The 17,091-nt window shown below is 34.7% G+C and carries 19 protein-coding genes; 16 read left to right on the top strand and 3 right to left on the bottom strand.

The window, feature by feature from the left end:
• The first annotated feature begins 21 nt into the window (after positions 1–21).
• Positions 22–297, top strand: coding sequence for an acylphosphatase (locus ACMAZI_RS08650; protein ID WP_115362572.1), 276 nt, complete (start codon positions 22–24; stop codon positions 295–297).
• A gap of 81 nt (positions 298–378) precedes the next feature.
• Positions 379–2,004: a S8 family serine peptidase gene (locus tag ACMAZI_RS08645; RefSeq protein WP_412473351.1), complete on the top strand. Its 1,626-nt coding sequence runs from the start codon at positions 379–381 to the stop codon at positions 2,002–2,004.
• Here ACMAZI_RS08645 and ACMAZI_RS08640 read toward each other — a convergent pair.
• The gene (locus tag ACMAZI_RS08640) at positions 1,985–4,351 is read right to left on the bottom strand and encodes a hypothetical protein (protein WP_412473352.1); all 2,367 of its coding nucleotides are present in this window, start codon (positions 4,349–4,351) and stop codon (positions 1,985–1,987) included. The two genes, ACMAZI_RS08645 and ACMAZI_RS08640, sit on opposite strands and share 20 nt — an antisense overlap.
• Positions 4,348–4,815, bottom strand: a complete 468-nt coding sequence (locus ACMAZI_RS08635) for a hypothetical protein (protein ID WP_412474439.1) — start codon at positions 4,813–4,815, stop codon at positions 4,348–4,350. The genes ACMAZI_RS08640 and ACMAZI_RS08635 overlap by 4 nt, the downstream gene beginning before the upstream one ends.
• 76 nt (positions 4,816–4,891) lie before the next feature.
• Between ACMAZI_RS08635 and ACMAZI_RS08630 the strand changes: the two genes are divergently transcribed.
• From ACMAZI_RS08630 to ACMAZI_RS08600, 7 genes are all read left to right on the top strand, one after another.
• The gene (locus ACMAZI_RS08630) at positions 4,892–6,250 is read left to right on the top strand and encodes a hypothetical protein (protein WP_412473353.1); all 1,359 of its coding nucleotides are present in this window, start codon (positions 4,892–4,894) and stop codon (positions 6,248–6,250) included.
• A gap of 142 nt (positions 6,251–6,392) precedes the next feature.
• Complete coding sequence (locus ACMAZI_RS08625; RefSeq protein ID WP_115362581.1) at positions 6,393–6,842, top strand: hypothetical protein; 450 nt, start codon at positions 6,393–6,395, stop codon at positions 6,840–6,842.
• Positions 6,843–6,949: 107 nt separating this feature from the next.
• Positions 6,950–7,942: a hypothetical protein gene (locus tag ACMAZI_RS08620; protein WP_412473354.1), complete on the top strand. Its 993-nt coding sequence runs from the start codon at positions 6,950–6,952 to the stop codon at positions 7,940–7,942.
• A gap of 79 nt (positions 7,943–8,021) precedes the next feature.
• Positions 8,022–8,615: a hypothetical protein gene (locus ACMAZI_RS08615; RefSeq protein WP_412473355.1), complete on the top strand. Its 594-nt coding sequence runs from the start codon at positions 8,022–8,024 to the stop codon at positions 8,613–8,615.
• Positions 8,616–8,637: 22 nt separating this feature from the next.
• A complete protein-coding gene (locus ACMAZI_RS08610; protein WP_412473356.1) occupies positions 8,638–9,300 on the top strand; it encodes a hypothetical protein in 663 nt (220 codons plus the stop codon).
• 84 nt (positions 9,301–9,384) lie between these two features.
• Positions 9,385–9,573, top strand: a complete 189-nt coding sequence (locus tag ACMAZI_RS08605; RefSeq protein WP_115362590.1) for a hypothetical protein — start codon at positions 9,385–9,387, stop codon at positions 9,571–9,573.
• A complete protein-coding gene (locus ACMAZI_RS08600) occupies positions 9,573–10,913 on the top strand; it encodes a cytochrome P450 (RefSeq protein ID WP_412473357.1) in 1,341 nt (446 codons plus the stop codon). Before ACMAZI_RS08605 ends, ACMAZI_RS08600 begins: the two co-directional genes overlap by 1 nt.
• On the opposite strand, the gene ACMAZI_RS08595 is transcribed toward ACMAZI_RS08600, so the two are convergent.
• Entirely contained in the window at positions 10,910–11,938 is a 1,029-nt protein-coding gene (locus ACMAZI_RS08595) for a DUF4056 domain-containing protein (protein WP_412473358.1), read from the bottom strand. The genes ACMAZI_RS08600 and ACMAZI_RS08595 overlap by 4 nt on opposite strands.
• Before the next feature lie 103 nt (positions 11,939–12,041).
• Between ACMAZI_RS08595 and ACMAZI_RS08590 the strand changes: the two genes are divergently transcribed.
• The 7 genes from ACMAZI_RS08590 to ACMAZI_RS08560 all read left to right on the top strand — a co-directional run bounded on the left by ACMAZI_RS08590 (position 12,042) and on the right by ACMAZI_RS08560 (position 17,015).
• Positions 12,042–12,458 (top strand): hypothetical protein, encoded by a 417-nt coding sequence (locus ACMAZI_RS08590; RefSeq protein ID WP_412473359.1) that lies wholly within the window; start codon positions 12,042–12,044, stop codon positions 12,456–12,458.
• Between the two features lie 76 nt (positions 12,459–12,534).
• A complete protein-coding gene (locus tag ACMAZI_RS08585) occupies positions 12,535–13,461 on the top strand; it encodes a hypothetical protein (RefSeq protein WP_412473360.1) in 927 nt (308 codons plus the stop codon).
• Positions 13,462–13,533: 72 nt separating this feature from the next.
• Complete coding sequence (locus ACMAZI_RS08580) at positions 13,534–14,124, top strand: hypothetical protein (protein WP_120404798.1); 591 nt, start codon at positions 13,534–13,536, stop codon at positions 14,122–14,124.
• Positions 14,125–14,141: 17 nt separating this feature from the next.
• Positions 14,142–14,693: a hypothetical protein gene (locus ACMAZI_RS08575; protein WP_412473361.1), complete on the top strand. Its 552-nt coding sequence runs from the start codon at positions 14,142–14,144 to the stop codon at positions 14,691–14,693.
• Between the two features lie 197 nt (positions 14,694–14,890).
• A complete protein-coding gene (locus ACMAZI_RS08570; protein WP_412473362.1) occupies positions 14,891–15,472 on the top strand; it encodes a hypothetical protein in 582 nt (193 codons plus the stop codon).
• A gap of 502 nt (positions 15,473–15,974) precedes the next feature.
• A complete protein-coding gene (locus tag ACMAZI_RS08565) occupies positions 15,975–16,547 on the top strand; it encodes a hypothetical protein (protein ID WP_412473363.1) in 573 nt (190 codons plus the stop codon).
• 30 nt (positions 16,548–16,577) lie between these two features.
• Entirely contained in the window at positions 16,578–17,015 is a 438-nt protein-coding gene (locus tag ACMAZI_RS08560; RefSeq protein ID WP_412473364.1) for a thioredoxin family protein, read from the top strand.
• Positions 17,016–17,091 lie beyond the last annotated feature (76 nt).

The raw sequence follows: 17,091 nt of genomic DNA, 5'->3' as shown, positions 1-17,091 counted from the left end.
TGGATATGATATACTTTGTTCATGATAAATAGAAGATATAGAATTGAAGGTAAGGTTCAAGGGGTATTCTTTCGAAAAAGTACTCTTGAATATGTTAACCACCATACGCCTAATATTACTGGTTATGTTAAAAACCTTAAAGATGGCAGTGTTGAAGTTTTGGCCTGTGGTGATCTAGAGGATATTAATAATTTAGAAGCTTTCCTAAAAGAAGGCCCTGAGACTGCAGAGGTTGAGAAAGTAACATTGATTGAACAGCCAGCTGTTGCAAATTTCAAAGACTTTCAAGTTGGCTGAGAAAGCTGTCTAAAAATTTATCTTTCACAGTAATCTCTACAATCAAATAGCATGAATCTCTGATAATGATATAAAGCATATATGAAAAAATGCTTATTTCCCCTTATTGTCTTATTTAATATCAATACATTAGCTGTTGAGTGCCCAAGTCCAAAAGAAGTTATTGATGGTAGCTGGAAAACGATTTATCAATGCAATAATGGATCTCTTATTTCTTCTTATGAAATATATATGAAAACTGGCGCCCGTACAGGTCAGAAAACCTATGATGAATTGGGTAGAGAGACATCAAGTGATTCATGGAGTACAGATGGAATATATACATATCATTCGACTCATAATTATTTAGAAAATGGAAATTTTGTAAAATCAGTTTATGTAATTGAAGATGATAAAATCACAAATAAAATAAAAGAAAAAGCTGAGTACACTGGTGATCCACAAGATCCTACTTTAGTTAAGGACTGGGTCATTACTCAATCCTCATATCGCCAACAGGGAATAAGACACTATCATGAACTCGAATATAAGCCGTATCGTATCGATGTTTTAAACAAGCAGGGTGAAGTAACAAAGTATTATGAAGTTACTTATAATATGAAAGCGCCCCTTGCTAATCTGGTAAGTGAGTTTAAGGCATATACACCTAATGGCAATCTTGTTGGAAGTTACAGAGAAGATGGAGAGTTTAGTGTTGCAAAGCAATTAAAGAAGTTCAATTTATCAAAGAATGAATATGAAAGAAGATTAAACGTATTTAATGATAAGACTCGTGAACCAGTCGTTATTATTGATACAGGCTTTGATATTATGCACCCTTCATTAACTCATAAATTATATAATTCACCATATGATATTGTTGGGGATGGTGTTGATAATGATGGCAACGGAAGAGTTGACGACTCATGGGGATGGCAAAGACAAGACGATGCAGGCCTAAGTCTTTTACGTGATGATAATAATATTAGAGAAACACATTCTCTCGTCCATACTCCATATCCTGTATCTCACGGTACACATGTTGCGGCCCTTGCATTAAAAGACCTCGATAATTACGGACTAGTGGGATTTGCTGGTGATGTGGCAATTAGCGATCATTTGCAAATGGCCGGTGAGTATATAACAGATAAGAATGTTAAATTTGTAAATATGAGTTTTGCTATAGGCTTTCCTGGTGCACCAATGTCTGCACTTCGTGATTCATTTCATTTCCTAGAGAAAATCTTTGTCGATAACCCTGAGACGTTATTCGTTGTTGCAGCCGGAAATGGACGAGGAAGTCTTGATTTAGATTTAAAAGGTAATGATAATTATCCAGCAAGTTATGATTATGAAAATATGATTAAGGTTGGAGCGTTAAATACTTCTAAATTAGAAAAAGATAAAATGGACAGCTATAAACCAGCAAGCTTTTCAAAGTATGGTAAAACAAAAGTTCAAATATTTGCTCCTGGCCAAGGTGTTGTATCTGCGCAATCCGGTGGCGGTACAATACCGTTAAATGGAACTTCTATGGCCGCACCTTTTGTGACAAATATTCTTTTAAAGGCCCATCAATTAAATCCAAGCCTTTCACCACTAGAGCTTAAAGAGTTGTTATTAAAAACGGCCTACATACCAAAGAGTGGAAGGCTTCCATGTGAAAGTGGTGGGATTGTTAATCCCGATGCTTTCTATAAGGCCGTCCTTAAGGCGCGCGACCTTTAGATATTTGAGCAATTTGGCGTGATAGCTCTTTGATTTGTGCAATCTTTAGATCATTTATATCACCTGAGGCAATGAGTTCTCTTAATTCCTTTGCCTTAGGTTCAAGCTTATTTAATAAATCTCGTCGTTTTTCATTTTTTTCTTTCACATGGCCAAAAATAGTCTTTAGCTCTTGGCGAAGACCATTAAAATCATTTTTCGACTTTGCTGCAATTGTCTGATTTATAAATCGATTAAGTACCTGTTGTGATTCTGGCGATACCATTGGTATCGTATGATAGACATCAGCATCTTTCACAACAACTGAGTAATAGCCATTATTATCTTTTATTGCAGTAATTGCACTGTCATTACCAATTTGAACTGTAAAACCTTTATTTTTTTCTGGAAATTTTAATGGAGCACTCTCAATATCAAATGCCATATTCATATTTAGAGAATCGTTTTGCGCGCGAAATCCTCTTGTGATACTTGAGATCACATTTGTTTTCCCTGATATCTGCTTTAGTGCCGATTCGGGGTCAGCATTACGAGTTATACTTCTTGCTACATGATAGATATCTTGTGAATGATTATAAACTTCTTCCATAGAAAAATAATTAGTATATGCCTTACCATCATGAAGCTTTCCATCTTCTTTTGCGTGTTTTACTCGAAGATCATAAACAGACTCTCTACCTTTTGAACGGTTATACTCAAATTTTGCATGTCTAAATTCATGCGGAACAGTGTTTTGATGGTGACCTTGTAAAAGTTCATCTAGGTTTGAAAAATTGAATGATACGGCCCTTGTTCCTCTATTTGATTGTCCAGCGGCTCCAACATATGTATCAGGGTAGAATAGGATTTTTTGTCTAAAGTCATCATTTCTAAAACGTTGAAGCTTTAAAACACCTGGATGATTGCGATCTGCTGCATATTGATTAAATTGAAGGGCCTTTGTTCTTATTTCGCGCTCTTCATTTGTTTTCTCATCTTTAACTTTTCTCTTTAAAGTAATTACTCTTACAGCAAAACCTTCTTCATTTAATTTAGAAGCAAGATCTTCAATCTCTTTATCTCCAGGACTTTTCATCGCTCTTTGCAAATATGGAGTCGTAGGTAGTGACTGTCTTTTCTCATTACCAATTTTTAGAAGTGCACTTTGTAGGCCTTTTGCAGATAAGAACATATTTTCAGGGCCTTTTTCACTTCGATAAAGAACTTTCTTCATTCTCATCATTGCTTCAGGTGCGATGATTAAGTTACTTAGCTTGGATTCTTCAAGTAGCTTTAATAATTGCTTAGCAGCAGGAGTACTTGATTTTAAGAGGTCATCTTTTGTAACCACTAGTCTGTCTGAGTTTTTTCCATCAATAGTGATCGTATCTTTTCGAGTTGGTATACCAAGCTTTCTTGTCACACCTTCAATTACGGAAACAGCATTATTTGAGAGTCGATTAATATCTTTTGGATTCTGCTCAACACGTCGAGCATATGTTAGTTCAAGACGAGAGAGTAGGTTTGCCTCATGCTTAAAAGGCATTGTCGTATTGGCCGTTTCTTCATCATAATTATTAAATTCTGATTTATTATCGTCTAATTCATTTTTTGATAATAGTGTACTATCTAGCTCTTCATTATGAGAATTATCCGATCTTTTTGATATTGAAGAAATCGTTCTACCTCGATTAATAAGAAATTTTGCAACCTTGGCCATAACGATAGCTGGCGGTATTAAAACAGAGCCTGCAAATTGGCAAAGGGCCTGTGTTCTTGCAGCAGGGTTTAAACATGCGTAATTTTCTTGCATAGAAAAATACATTTCTTCTAGCATATTATAAATGACTTTTCCCATTGTGCCGGAAAAGTGTTTAGCGGCATTCATATAATGAATTGGTCCCCAGCCATCTGTTTCACTTAAAGAGCGAGACCATTCCATAGCAAGAAAATGCTTTGCACTTTCCATTGTATTAACAAGTTCTTCATTTTTTTCTTGTCTAGTTTCAGAGTCAATAGCGTATTCAATAACAGAGCCGATAAACTTCATGAATTCAACAGCAGATCCCCATAGACCTTTTAAGCATGAGATAAATTCAACCCCTGCATTTGTGTCTACAATTAAACTAGGGTCACATTGCCTTTTTCTTTCTGCCTCTATATTTTCACATGCAGGGGAGCTTGTAACGATCTCACAAAGTGCTCTTTCGTTAGTTTGGTCAAGTATATCAAGGTCACCAAATTCAAGACAGCGAGTTTCAATTACATTTAGGTCTAGCTCATAGTTACTTGTAGGAACAAAGGCGAGTGTTGATTGCGCCAATAGAGCTATAATTAAAGAGGATACAATAGTGAGTTTGATTCTCATTTATTTGTCTCCTCAATATAATTTAGCTTTTTCTTGAAATCGTTAATATCTTCTTTGGTTAGTTTTTTTTGAGATGTAATCATCGTGATGATGGACTTATTCTTTGATAAGATGTGAATCTCTTTAAAGAATGTTTTTACACTTCTTGAATTAAGATAGCTTCCATTATTATCAATTCTAATTTCATCTTTATCCTTTTGAAACTTAAGGGATGATGTTTGAAAGTTTGAGAAATCTGCATATTTTAAAATCTTATTTCTACGTGCAAGATATTCTTGAACTTTTTCTTTGTTGTAGTTTTCTAGCTTATTTTTATTATTTTTGACTTCAACGCTTATTCGTTTTGATCCATTTTTCCAAATATCAATATTGTCAAAAGAGAGGTCTTTCACCCAACTGCCATTTGCATATAGTTGAAATTGAAAAAGTATAAATATCTTAATTAGTAAAAATCTCATAACCATATGAAATTTATCGGCTTTTTATTAAGAAAAATTTAATTTTCTAGACGCAGACTTGATGCCGATATATTCTATTGATATGAGTCAGGCCATCAAAAAGGTTTCAAGTTCTATTCGTAGTATTTTCAAGCCTTTATCGCTATTTATCGTTGTTATTTCCTATTTATTAATAGGTCAAGCTGTTGAATATCTCTATGGCCCTAAAGTATCGCAGTCTCTTGTGCTAAGTGGACCTTTTTATTTGTTCTTACTTACTGCAGTCAGTTTATCCTTATTATTAAATTTAATTAGAAAACTTATAAGAAAAGAATTTTCTTGGCCTAGTTTACTTGTACATATTGGACTAATTGGATTGTTCACAGTCAGTTCTATCTCAAATATTGAAGGTCCATATAAGAATATTCAAGCAAGCTTAAAACTTAAAACTGGTGAATCTACTAACGAAGCGAAGCTTGAAAAATTTGAAATCTCCATTCTAAATAGAAATACAAAAGAGAAAGTTTTTGTCGATATTAATTACTCCCTTCGCCCACAAGGCTTAAATCTTGATTTTGGGCCGACATATCTACTGACTTATCTTCCATTTAGTCAAAGGACCTATAATCTACGTGATGCCCAGGGAGAGGTAAGTGCCATTATTGAAGTCCTAGATAAGAAGTCTAGAGAAACTAAGAAACATCTACTATCTACAAATAATTATGATTATGAGAACTTCTTTGTTTCAAATAATCGAGAGATCTTTCTTTATAATCAAGAGAAGTTAAATTGTTTATTGAACCTAAGTAATATTAATCCTTCATGTATCGTTATGCTAAGGAGGCGATCATTAAATGATCTAAAGAATGATTTATGCAAAGAGGGCAATTATCTTATCACTAAAAGTGGATTCATCTCTCTTGCCGATTCATGTCGATTAAATGAAGTAATGGATCGCTTAATTATCGATGATAAGATCGTCTCCCTTGTTAAGTACTATACTGACAAGCAGCTAGAAGAGGATTATCACTATAAACGAGACCTTGGCCTTGATAGGACTGATGTTATTAAATATATTGAAAAGCAAAGTCCAAAGCATGTACGTTTTATTAAACCAGGTCAAGATCAAGAGATCATTGATGTGGCCGGCGATTTTCACGATATGAGCTTTCAATATAAAAGCTATAAACTACCTTTTAGCATTAATCTCCAAGAGCTAAGTGGTAACAAAGCGAAATTGAAATTAAATGGGAAGGAATATACTTTAGAAAAAGGTGATCTCGTAGAGATTCTAGACTATTATATTAGATTAAATAACCTGGACTCTAAGGCCCGTGAAGCTAAGGTGTCACTTTTTAGAGATCAGCTAAGGTCCACAAAAACAACGTTCTTTTTAATCTTTTGCCTAGGTTTGATCCTTTTTACATTTTCTTTCACAAGAGAGCGCATGACATCGAAATGAGTTAATGCAATGATCTGATTTTCTTAATTTAGTACAACTCTATTTTTAACCTTTCTTAAACTGACCTCTTCATTTTCCCTCGATATAAGATTGTTCAATAAAATTACAACTTTTTTAACAATTGAGGATAAAGGGAGAATTTATGAAGAACTTAGTTTTAATTACATGTGCACTATTTTCACTAACGGCATTTGGGAAGATGCAACAATCAAGCGTTATTATCGATTCATTTGATACAGAGGATAAAGCTAAGGAATCGTGCCTAATGGCAGAAGTGGAATATGATGAACTTAAAGACATAAAGGTTGATGGCCTTGCTTTTGAATTTATTATTGCTCAAAGTAAAAAGAGCTGGGACTGTCGAGTAAGAGCAACTCTAGATAGCTATGACCAAGTATTAGCAAAAAAGACTCTTAAGCAGAAGCTTACAACTGATTATGACAAGTCTTATACAGAATGCATGAAAATGAGAAATAGAATCATTAATACAACTCTAGGATACGTATTTGGTGATGTAGACTTCTATAAAGAAGGTGGATTCTTAAAGAAGAAAAAGCACGTATGTGAATTTAATTTTATCGTTGTTGAGTAATCAGCGCGCATAAAGGAAGACAGTGGTTTTGTGAGGAGACTGCTGTTTTCCTATAATTTTTCTAATTCCTTTTGCATTTCTTTAAATTTATTCTATAAATTCATTTAATGAAATATATCTCACTAATAATACTTACACTTCTCCAATATGGACTTGCCTCTAATAACCTAAATTTAGGTAAGAATGTTACCGTTTCTGGTATCTCTTCAGGTGGCTATTTTGCCCATCAATTTCATATAATCAATAGTGGACTTGTAAATGGCGCAGCTATCTTTGCAGCTGGCCCTTTTTATTGTGCTAGAGGAAATGCAATTACAGCAATGAAAACCTGTATGGAAGGTAAACTTGTTAGTGGCACTTCTTTATTTTCATACCAATATATAAATACTCTCCAGTTTAGTGGGCTCATTGATCCTACCTTTAATCTTAAGGATGACAAGGTTTTCTTATTCTCTGGAGTTCTAGATAAAGTGGTTCATCAAGAAGTGACAAATGAGTTAAATAGTCTCTATGAATTACTAGGTGTTAAAGAGCTTAAATACGTAAAGGATCTTCAGGTTGCTCACACGCTTCCAACTTTAGACCAAGGTGGAGAATGTACTAAATCGCAGACGCCTTTTATCGGAAATTGTAATTATAATGGTGCGCTAGAATCACTACGTACTCTTTATCCAGATAGACGAAAAGAAAACAATGTCTTAGGCGGTACACTTACTAAAGTTAGTCAGCGAAAATACTTCTCTTCTTTTGACATTGGACTATATAGGCCACTTCTTATGGAAGATGCATATATGTATATCCCAAAGTATTGTAAAGATCATCAATGCGAACTTCATATTGCCTTTCACGGTTGTAAGCAGTCGCTAGATGATATTGGAACTGACTATATTGATAAGTCTGGTTTTATAGAAGCCTCTGAAGAGCTTGGACTTGTCGTTCTTTTCCCTCAGGCCAAAAAGTCATTATCAGACTTTCAAAATCCTAACTCGTGCTGGGACTGGTGGGGATACTCAGGTATGGATTACTCTGTTCGCACTGGCCAGCAAGTACGTATTATTACTGATATGGTCAAAGATCTGCTCAATAAAAATATGCAATAATTACATAAATTCTATTAACACCTTGTCTGCTTGTTTCACCATGGTAAATCCTATTAACTACAAAACAGGAGTTTCCCCGATGAAAACACTAGTAGCAGCATTTGCTATCTTTCTAGCTTTTGGAACGCAAGCGGCTGATTATTCAGTTAATTTTAAGCAACTTTCAACTTATTCAAATGATTATAAAATTGCAAAGATTAAAGAAGCGCGTTTTCAAGTAATGGCCACAAGTAAAGGTGGAGTCCTTCGTTATTGTTATAAGGATTATGAGTCAAACTTCCCATACGCTCCACAAAAGAATCCATATTTCATAAGTCAAAATCTAACTTTCGAGACACAAGAAACAACAATAAAATTCGCTAAATTAATTCCACTATTTAATAAGTTTAAAGACGAACTTCAATCTGATCTAAAACTAGGTTGTAGTACTGATGTGTATCTTTCTGGCCTTGTCGTTTCAGAGCTTGAGGATGGATCAGAAGCGCATTCTGACTTCACAGTCTACTTCAAGGACAATAAAGTAGTAATGGCAGCAAGCTCATATCAAGTTGAACTAAAGGCCTCAGAAACGCTTGTAATAGATCTTATACCAACCGTATTTTATGGAAAAAATTGGCAAAAACGATGGGCCGATCTTGATCCTGCTGTTGGAAATCCACAATCAAATTACTAAGTGGTAAATATATCTCATTGATATGATCATAAGAGCTCTTATTCTATATTTACTGTGCTTTCTAGCATCAAACTCATATTCTAATACAGATGACAGGGATCTCTCTATTAATTTCGAATACTACGAAACCTTTGTTAATCGCTATCATATTAAAGAGATTATTGAGGCCAGAGGACAAATAGTCACAGTAACAAAGGATGGGCCTTTTACGAGATTCTCTAAAGAAAATTGTCATCAATCCTATTATAATCGTTTTGATAAGAATGAGCATTTTCGTCCATATACTTTAAAAAATAATTTCAAAATTTCGCTGGAAAGTAACACAAGTGTAAACTTAGGCTCAATTGTTGAAAAACTAGATCAGCATAGAAGTGTGCTTAAATCACTTATAAAAAGTAGCTGTAGAATAGATTCGTATATTACTGTACTATTAAAAGGAATTTTAAAGAATGGACATGAAATTCGTTCTGATTTTACAGTAATTCTTAAAAGGCTTAATAGAACTCATCCTGACCTATATCTATTAATTAAAGATAAGAGAGAAAAAATATCTTCAAACGATCTCAATCAGGCCATTCTTGGCCCGACTCTTCTAACTCGTGAGAATATGTGGGACGGCGTTTGGTCAGAACTCGACCCATTGGCACCTCACTTGCAAATTAATACTCCATTACAACTTAATTAGCGCAATTCACTAGTGATATTGCCCTAGACAGTGTTCATTTATTAGACAAATGATTGCTGCTTAGACGTATTTGGAGACTATCTTATGAAGAAGACGTTATCGATTTTTGCTCTTGTGGGACTTATGCATATAAGTGCAAGTGCTGCTTTTTCAATTGCTGATCAAGCAATGGATAGTACTAAGTATGAACTCCCAAAAACGAAAGAGAAAGCTGGCCGAGATGTCGCAGACACCGGAAAGAAAGTTATTCGTGTAAAGGGGAGAGATAAGTAGTGACAAGAATCCCAAGCTTAAAGGCTTATCCTATTATTGGAAGTGTTGGAGAGTTAAACTTCAAAGAGTGTCTCTTTGAGCAACTAACAGATCGAACATATGATCTTGGGGACTCATTTCGCTTTAAATTATTCCATAAAGATGTCTTAGTTGTTTCTGAGCTTGAGAGCTTTAAAGAAGTTATTGTAAAAAAGAGAAATACATTCTTAAAGGGTAGCACTCTTAATGAAATAAAGCATATTAATAAAGGTAGGCCATCCATATTAGATGCTGATGGCGAAAGCTGGCAGAAGTTAAGAGCAGAGTTAATCCAATTCTTCACACCGAAGATTCTTGAGGGACTATATTCAATAGCAAATAATAGACTTGAAAAACAACTTCCTCTATTTGGTGAGAAGGCCTGTGTAAGAGATGTAGAAGTTCTCATGGGAAAATTGGCCTTATCAATTACAAGTGAATTCTTTATCGAGCATGATTTTAAAATATCAAAAGAAGAAATAACTAATCCAAAAGCAGAATGTGACAGCTTTTATTATTTTCAAAAATTTCTCATTGCTGAATTAACTAAGAGAATGAATTATGGCCCATTGTGGAAGTATCTTCCAACAATTAGTAATTTACGTTTTTCCAAATTCATCAAAGAGGGAAAAGACTTTGTTAGACAAAAAGTTGAAAAAGGAACAGAGAATTATACCTTGATTACCTATCTCAAAGATCAATGGGTTGATACAGAATCTATCATTGGTCAGATATATGGCCTTGTCGGCGCTTCATTTGAGTCAACAGCTGTATCACTAACTTGGGCACTGTACTTTCTAGCGCAAAACCCAAAGCTTCAACAGGATTTGTATGAAGATCTTAAGAATTATGATTTAAAAGATACGAAATCCTTTATTGATAATGAATTACTTCAATCATATGTGGATGAAACTTTAAGGTTAAGGCCAGCATTTCCAATTCTTTTTAGAGAGGCCTGTGAAGATGCTCAAATTAACCAAGATGAGAAAGTTATCGATGTTAAAAAAGGTACGATTGTATTTACGTTATTAGGTAAGATCCTAAATAATAAGAAAGTATGGGGAAGTGACCATAATGAATTTAATCCACAACGATTCAATAATCTAACAAATGAACAAAAGAAGTCTTATATTCCTTACTCTACAGGTACTAGGACATGCCTTGGGCGTGAGATGGCAAATATTGAGGTCAAAATTATCTTGGCCCATATCATAAAGAACTTCGTTGTCACGCCAGCATGTGATCTAAGTCTAGTTAAGCCAAAGCAGAAATTTGTTTTTAGTAGCGACCGAGCAATTGATTTAGAATTTACTAGACGTTAATACTGTAAAAGAGCATTTCTGTCGTAGTAATTTAAGATATCTCTTTCTACCGCTTCAATTAGTGTCTCGTAATCGCGCTCAATTACGATTTTGCCATCGGTTGATCCGGCATCTTTTAGGATCTTTTTGGACTGCTTAATTTTAGGTTTGATTTCAATAGATACGAGACCTTTGTTTTCACCAAAGAAATGTGCTTTGCGCTCTTGTGTCGACTGACAGCCTGATACACTATCGTTAGTTACAAGAAGAGGTGATAAGGTATCTGATTTCTTACCTATATTTGTTTGCTTATAAAGAAAGTATGTAAAGATCGATCGTCTTTTATAGAACTCTCCTTTTACACTTTTTGTTATTTTCTTAGTAAGCTTCCTCGATACTCGCTCAAGTTCTCCATTTTCCTGATTTAACATCTTGTCTAGCTCAACAGTCATGGCCTGGTCATAGCTTAGCTTCTTATTCTTTAAGGCCCTGCCTGCGGCTTCAATACCAATTAAGTGAGAATAGATATCCTCATATGAGAAACCTGACATTTTCTCAGCATTTTTAATCTTTAATGCAGACCATCCATACCAAGTCGTAAACTCATGCCAAGTAAGAATATTATGGGCCATATACTGGGCCGTTTCTATAATTTCATCTTCATTCAGATTTAAGTGTGGCAATTTTGCGATAATAGAGCTTGGCCCTTGTGCTTTTAGCGCCATTTCCTTTGAACCATTTTTAATGGCCTCTTTTATTTTACTCACGTAGAAAGCAGTATAGTCACTTCCTGTTCTTAAGTGAGCGATATCAATAAATCCACCACGACATGTGTAAACCAATCCTCGGTCTTCTTCCTTCTTACTTTCGAGATAGCTGTGTTGACCAAGATCATCATCAGCTCTTGAGTAGATAAAGAAAGGAAAAGGAAGGGCCCCAATACGCATTTGAGGCTCTGTCTGGGCCTGCTCTTGTGTAAGGTCCAAACCAAAGGCCTGAGTTGATAATAGCGCGATTAAAATAGGATAGAGAATTCGGTTCTTCATAGCTTTTTCTACCATTTTCAAGGTGTTTAATGGGCAAAAGAGGAAATATTTATACTCTATGTTCATTTTCTATATAGGGGCCAAGCTATGCTAAAATGGAGTAATGAAGTTGATTATTCCTATATTTCTATGCCTCAATGTTCTTAGTGCATCTCGTGTGGAGAAAAAAGTTGATATCAATGCCGATGGCAAGATCGACCGAATTGAAATCTATGAAGACAAAGAACTTATCGAAGTCAGAGAAGATAGAAACCAAGATGGGAAAATAGACGTTATTACAATACATAAGAGTGCCACGTTTTCAAAGCAAGTACGTCAAGATACAAACTTTGATGGCAAGTATGATCGTATTAAAACCTTTAAGAAAGTTAAAGAGTCACCAAATAATAAGAATGCTGGAAAAATTCAAATAAGGACTCAAGTCGACAAGGATCATAACGGAAGCTATGAAATTGATTTTTATAATTATATAAATCCACTTCAACAAACAGATTCTAAACTTTCTCCTAAAATTCCATAGTCAGTTAACTTTCTTTACCAGCATTTTAGCTTTCTTAATTTTCTTCTATGTGAGAGTAAAATGTAGAGTATTGTTTATGAAATCGAAATATATCTTAACAATGCTATTTGCCAGCTTTCAATTATCTTCTTTCGCTCTAGAGGTTGATAGTTTTACCCATCGACATGTGCCTTTACTAGACTCTTTAGATAAGCTTGATATCTACCTTAATAAGGCCTTGGAGGATGCTATAAAGGAAGCTAATCACGCTGATGATATCTTTGGCAATATTTGTCACAAAGGGACATTACGAAGAAAAGTGAAGAAGAACTTAGTTGCCTCTCTTAGAGGTTTATTTGTTGCTAATCCCTTACAGGTCTATATTGATAAGGGGAAATTAGGAGATGGATACTCTGTTGAGACAAAAAAGAGTGAGTCGGTATACCAATATATTCCTCTTATTTATAAACCTATACTGAAGCTTACCCCTTATTCACCACTCATTTTGACTAATAACGCATATATTGGAAGCGACAAATTTAGTCATATGTTTAATATTGGATATCTATATTATCTAAAACATATCCGTCACGGACAAAGTGTTAAAGAAATACTCAAATATGGTAAGAGGTCTGAGTCCATTACCTGGGGAGGTTTCTTTAATGGAATCATCTCTAATGGTGATCTTGTGGCAAATTTTCAAGGGCTACGCTTCTTTATGAAGCTCTTTGGTAAGGGAGTTGATCCTTTAACTGGCGAAAGTTATGAAGGCCTGGCCGTTATAAAATGTGTCCAAGGTGAATTTAAGAAAGTTAAAGAGATAAGTTTTATCGACTATGTTGATGATGGAATGGATGAAGGCCTAAATTGTAATTCATATACAAATGGCTTTATGAGAAAACGAATTAAGAAGCATTTGGATAATATTGGTATGGAATGTCCTGTGGAGCCAGATCGCTGTGAGGCCTTGGGAGATAAGTATGAAAAGTATTCAAAGTATCTGCTGTATAAGGACTGTCGTTAATTAAAGCTTAAGATTTCTTAAAACAAGATACATCGACTTGTGTGGCACATGTAACATGTCGATGTGTTACTTATGCAAAGAAAAATATCATTTCCTACATTATTTCTCATCTACTTATTAAGTTGCGCTTTTTCTTGTTCCAGTAATAAAGAGCAAAGTGATACAAAAGCAAATACACGCTCACTCAGTTCTGTGGAAGGCAAGGTTGAACAAGAATATCAGGAGCTTGATCAGGATTGGCATGATAGGGGAATGGTTGCCAAAGACAATATCGAGCGCATTAAGGATAAGAGAACTCTCCAGGACTTGTGTATTAAAGACTTTGAAAGAAGCTTCTTCTTTCATGCTATACCTGAACATAACGAGGCCATTCGTGGAACCCAAGAAGATGGGATTGTTTACGCTTTAAATATTCTTCATAGTAGCGAACAAGTAAGAGATTATCGATTACTAAAAGTAACTCTTATAAACTTCTACTATAATCACGATAGCGAACTTGTTAAAGTTGATGTGCCACTACTTGCCCGTGGCTGGAGGGTGCAAATGTCTTCTAGGAGACCTGGTGGTTTTGTGATCGATAATTCGAGGTGCTACTATTTTATCAACACTGTTAATCCATTTGAGTCAGGTGTCCTATCGATTAACAATGGTAAAGATATCTAATGAATATGGAGTAAATAATGTCATATACTGATCTATGTAATGAATATAAGAAATCAAGAGAGCTCTTCTTTAAGACTCACGATGATGCTACAGAGTTTGCAACGACTGTGTTCAATGGTTTTCGTTCGTACTTAGGCCTTGGTAAGAACGAATATGATCTCATAAAGCTTGTTCCAACCTTGCAACTTGAACCTGATGAGGAAGAGGAATATTTCTCACCAATAGATGAGGATATTTCTTACACTCCTCATGGTGCCGTTAAATTGGCCGACAACGGTTATTGGATCTTTTCGATTTTACTTAGGCTCCATATTGATGGAAATAAGAATATGCAGCCAGCAGAAAATATCAAATTTGATATCAGCTATAAAAAAGTCAAAGACACGATCTATTTTAAATATGTCCAAGACAACCAAGATATGCAGATCCAAATAGGAGAGTTAGAGTCTTATTTAAAAAAGAATGTTTATTCAAATATGGAGAAGACCATTATGGAATTCTACCAAAGCCAAGTGAAATTCTTTTTACATGATCGAAGTGTTGAGAGGAAGATTGGTCTCATTGCTTAAATTATTGGCAATAATTATTAAATTCAATAATGTGCTTGTGAAGTTAATTCTTGAGCATAAATTAAATGAAGCTTGATAACATGTAAAAATCTCATTGCCTAAAATAAACCACATATTTTTTCAAAAGAAATCTTTGTGTCGTAAATCGTTACTTCCTTCATAATTAAAGCTGTAATTTTTTAAGAGGGGGCTTTCTTATGAAAGAAAATCAAGATGTATCAATAAAGACAAGATTAGCGACTATTCTGGGTGGTGTACTTGGCTTTATCGCAGGAAAATATATGGGAATTGTTCCCTTTGTTCCCTTGTCTATAATGGCCATCACTTGTGCGATTTTAATGAAATCATATAATCCAGATAAGAATACGCTTAAGAGCTGGAAGATAGTTAGTGCTTCTATTCTTATAGGTCATGCTATTTGGATTCTCTTAGGAAATATTCTGCTATTGGCCCAAGGTGCAGGACTAACAATGATAACCATAATAGGGGGATTAAATGTAATTATTTATCTCACTATCGGCACTCTTCTTGTAATCAATGAAACACCTAAGAAGTCCTTGATAGCAGGAATCATTTTTTCAATGTTGTTCACTCTTATGAATCTATCATCGTTAACATCAATTGGTAATCGTGCTTATATGCCACTTATCCTTCTACATTGTTTCTATCGTTTAAGCTTTATTGTAGTGGCAGTTCGATATATGTGGCTTTATGACACACGTCCTGATGGAACTGGAGAGATAGAAGTAATCAACAGTGAAAATATAAGCACAACTTAGACGCCTATTTCATTTAGTCTTAAAGGGGCGCGGGTACCGATGGAACTTTCAGCTACTTATAAGTAGCTAATTGAGGATATACTGTAAAAATTTAATAAAAAAAGTAAAAAATAATCAAAAAACGTAATTTAATTACCCTAGATTAATACTATCTATCATTTTCTGGGGATATATTCTTATTTTAGCTCGAAAAGCCTATCTAACTTATTGAAAGTTCCATTGGTACCCGCGCCCTTGTACTATTAATCAACTCTTGGCCCTAGAAGCCTATACAGTTGTCTTTTTGGCAATTAAATCTGCCATTTTCTCAGAAATATTCAAATTTAGAAAATCCCTTCTTCTTAAAAACTTAGAATAATCTCAATATTTCTTATGCATAATACTTTGAAATCATTGGCTTAATCTCAATATGAATATGTTCGCCCATATTTGAGGTCATTTAGAACGTAAACTAAGAGATAATTACCAATCAACAAATCGATAGGGACGCTTTGGAGATTAAATGAATTTGGAAATGGGGAAGATATTTGCAGGATATTTATATGGCCTCTTCGTATTCTTGCAGTCATTTCTATGTTACTTGGTATGGAATGATTATTTTATAAAGAAATATGGGCCTAAAGTGGCAAATGCGTTTGACGGTGCCATCATACAATCGCTTGGGGTTGTTCCTATAGCTATGTCCTTAATATTCTTCTTTGTCTTAGGATCGCAGAGTAAGATTCGAAAAAGGATCTCATCAGATAAATTCATAAAGACTCATGACAAACTCAATTGCGAGGAAATCGCTCGATTTGAAGTTGTAGCAATGTGGACTAACGCCTGGGCGCTGGCAAGCACCATAACAATGCTTGGAGTTCTTGGTGTTATCACTCATGGAATTAGCTCAACACAATTCTACTTTTCTTATGGTTCAAGTCTTGCCTTAATGCTCATTATGTTTCCAAGGCCCAAAGCTTTAAGGATGCCACTAGGGGATAATGTTACTCAATTTAACCCAGACAATTGTATTGAGTTATATTCAAAAGATGAAGTGTATGATAATAATGATAAAGATAAGAAGATGAGTGCATGAATATTCGTTATTTTTAGTATGGTGTCTTGAATGAATATAAAGAAAATAAATAATGAAAACTTTGAATCTGTTGTCTCTAGTGAAAAGGGTGTTTTTGTTATCAAATTTTATTCTGATACATGTGGCCCATGTAAAACAATGGCACCTGTCTTTGAAGCCTTAAATAACAATAATCCAGATATAAATGTATATGAAGTAAATACCATGGAGAGTCCTGAAATTGCAGATCAATTTGGAGTGCGTGGCGTACCATACACGGCCATTTGTGAAAATAGGGAAGTTCTTTATGACTTCACAGGACTTACACCCCTAGGAAAGATTCAATACGTGATTAACAATATCAATGATTCACACTTTCGCTTAACTGGTGAGTTCAAAGCACCAGAAACAAAAAAGAGCTACTTCTATGAAGTAATCGTCATTAGCTTGGTCGTAGTCTTTAGTTTGGCTATATTTTTTGCTGGGTAGAAATTGAATTGCGATTTAAATGCCAAGTGAATAATTAAACACCTAATAATTTATGGGTATAATGTATTTGAAGATG

The organism is Halobacteriovorax sp. YZS-3-1 (assembly GCF_047084945.1).
GTDB classification, from domain to species: Bacteria; Bdellovibrionota; Bacteriovoracia; order Bacteriovoracales; family Bacteriovoracaceae; genus Halobacteriovorax_A; species Halobacteriovorax_A vibrionivorans.
The sequence above is the reverse complement of the archived record's forward strand: the minus strand, read 5'-3'. Positions and strand labels throughout refer to the sequence as shown.

What these genes read in the sequence shown, in the direction of transcription:
- ACMAZI_RS08590 (WP_412473359.1), top strand. Translation starts at nt 12,042, where the DNA reads ATGAAGTTGATTATTCCTATATTTCTATGCCTCAATGTTCTTAGTGCA.
- ACMAZI_RS08635 (WP_412474439.1), bottom strand. Translation starts at nt 4,815, where the DNA reads ATGGTTATGAGATTTTTACTAATTAAGATATTTATACTTTTTCAATTT.
- ACMAZI_RS08570 (WP_412473362.1), top strand. Translation starts at nt 14,891, where the DNA reads ATGAAAGAAAATCAAGATGTATCAATAAAGACAAGATTAGCGACTATT.
- ACMAZI_RS08575 (WP_412473361.1), top strand. Translation starts at nt 14,142, where the DNA reads ATGTCATATACTGATCTATGTAATGAATATAAGAAATCAAGAGAGCTC.
- ACMAZI_RS08650 (WP_115362572.1), top strand. Translation starts at nt 22, where the DNA reads ATGATAAATAGAAGATATAGAATTGAAGGTAAGGTTCAAGGGGTATTC.
- ACMAZI_RS08640 (WP_412473352.1), bottom strand. Translation starts at nt 4,351, where the DNA reads ATGAGAATCAAACTCACTATTGTATCCTCTTTAATTATAGCTCTATTG.
- ACMAZI_RS08560 (WP_412473364.1), top strand. Translation starts at nt 16,578, where the DNA reads ATGAATATAAAGAAAATAAATAATGAAAACTTTGAATCTGTTGTCTCT.
- ACMAZI_RS08645 (WP_412473351.1), top strand. Translation starts at nt 379, where the DNA reads ATGAAAAAATGCTTATTTCCCCTTATTGTCTTATTTAATATCAATACA.
- ACMAZI_RS08615 (WP_412473355.1), top strand. Translation starts at nt 8,022, where the DNA reads ATGAAAACACTAGTAGCAGCATTTGCTATCTTTCTAGCTTTTGGAACG.
- ACMAZI_RS08595 (WP_412473358.1), bottom strand. Translation starts at nt 11,938, where the DNA reads ATGAAGAACCGAATTCTCTATCCTATTTTAATCGCGCTATTATCAACT.
- ACMAZI_RS08565 (WP_412473363.1), top strand. Translation starts at nt 15,975, where the DNA reads ATGAATTTGGAAATGGGGAAGATATTTGCAGGATATTTATATGGCCTC.
- ACMAZI_RS08625 (WP_115362581.1), top strand. Translation starts at nt 6,393, where the DNA reads ATGAAGAACTTAGTTTTAATTACATGTGCACTATTTTCACTAACGGCA.
- ACMAZI_RS08605 (WP_115362590.1), top strand. Translation starts at nt 9,385, where the DNA reads ATGAAGAAGACGTTATCGATTTTTGCTCTTGTGGGACTTATGCATATA.
- ACMAZI_RS08610 (WP_412473356.1), top strand. Translation starts at nt 8,638, where the DNA reads ATGATCATAAGAGCTCTTATTCTATATTTACTGTGCTTTCTAGCATCA.
- ACMAZI_RS08630 (WP_412473353.1), top strand. Translation starts at nt 4,892, where the DNA reads ATGAGTCAGGCCATCAAAAAGGTTTCAAGTTCTATTCGTAGTATTTTC.
- ACMAZI_RS08620 (WP_412473354.1), top strand. Translation starts at nt 6,950, where the DNA reads ATGAAATATATCTCACTAATAATACTTACACTTCTCCAATATGGACTT.
- ACMAZI_RS08585 (WP_412473360.1), top strand. Translation starts at nt 12,535, where the DNA reads ATGAAATCGAAATATATCTTAACAATGCTATTTGCCAGCTTTCAATTA.
- ACMAZI_RS08580 (WP_120404798.1), top strand. Translation starts at nt 13,534, where the DNA reads ATGCAAAGAAAAATATCATTTCCTACATTATTTCTCATCTACTTATTA.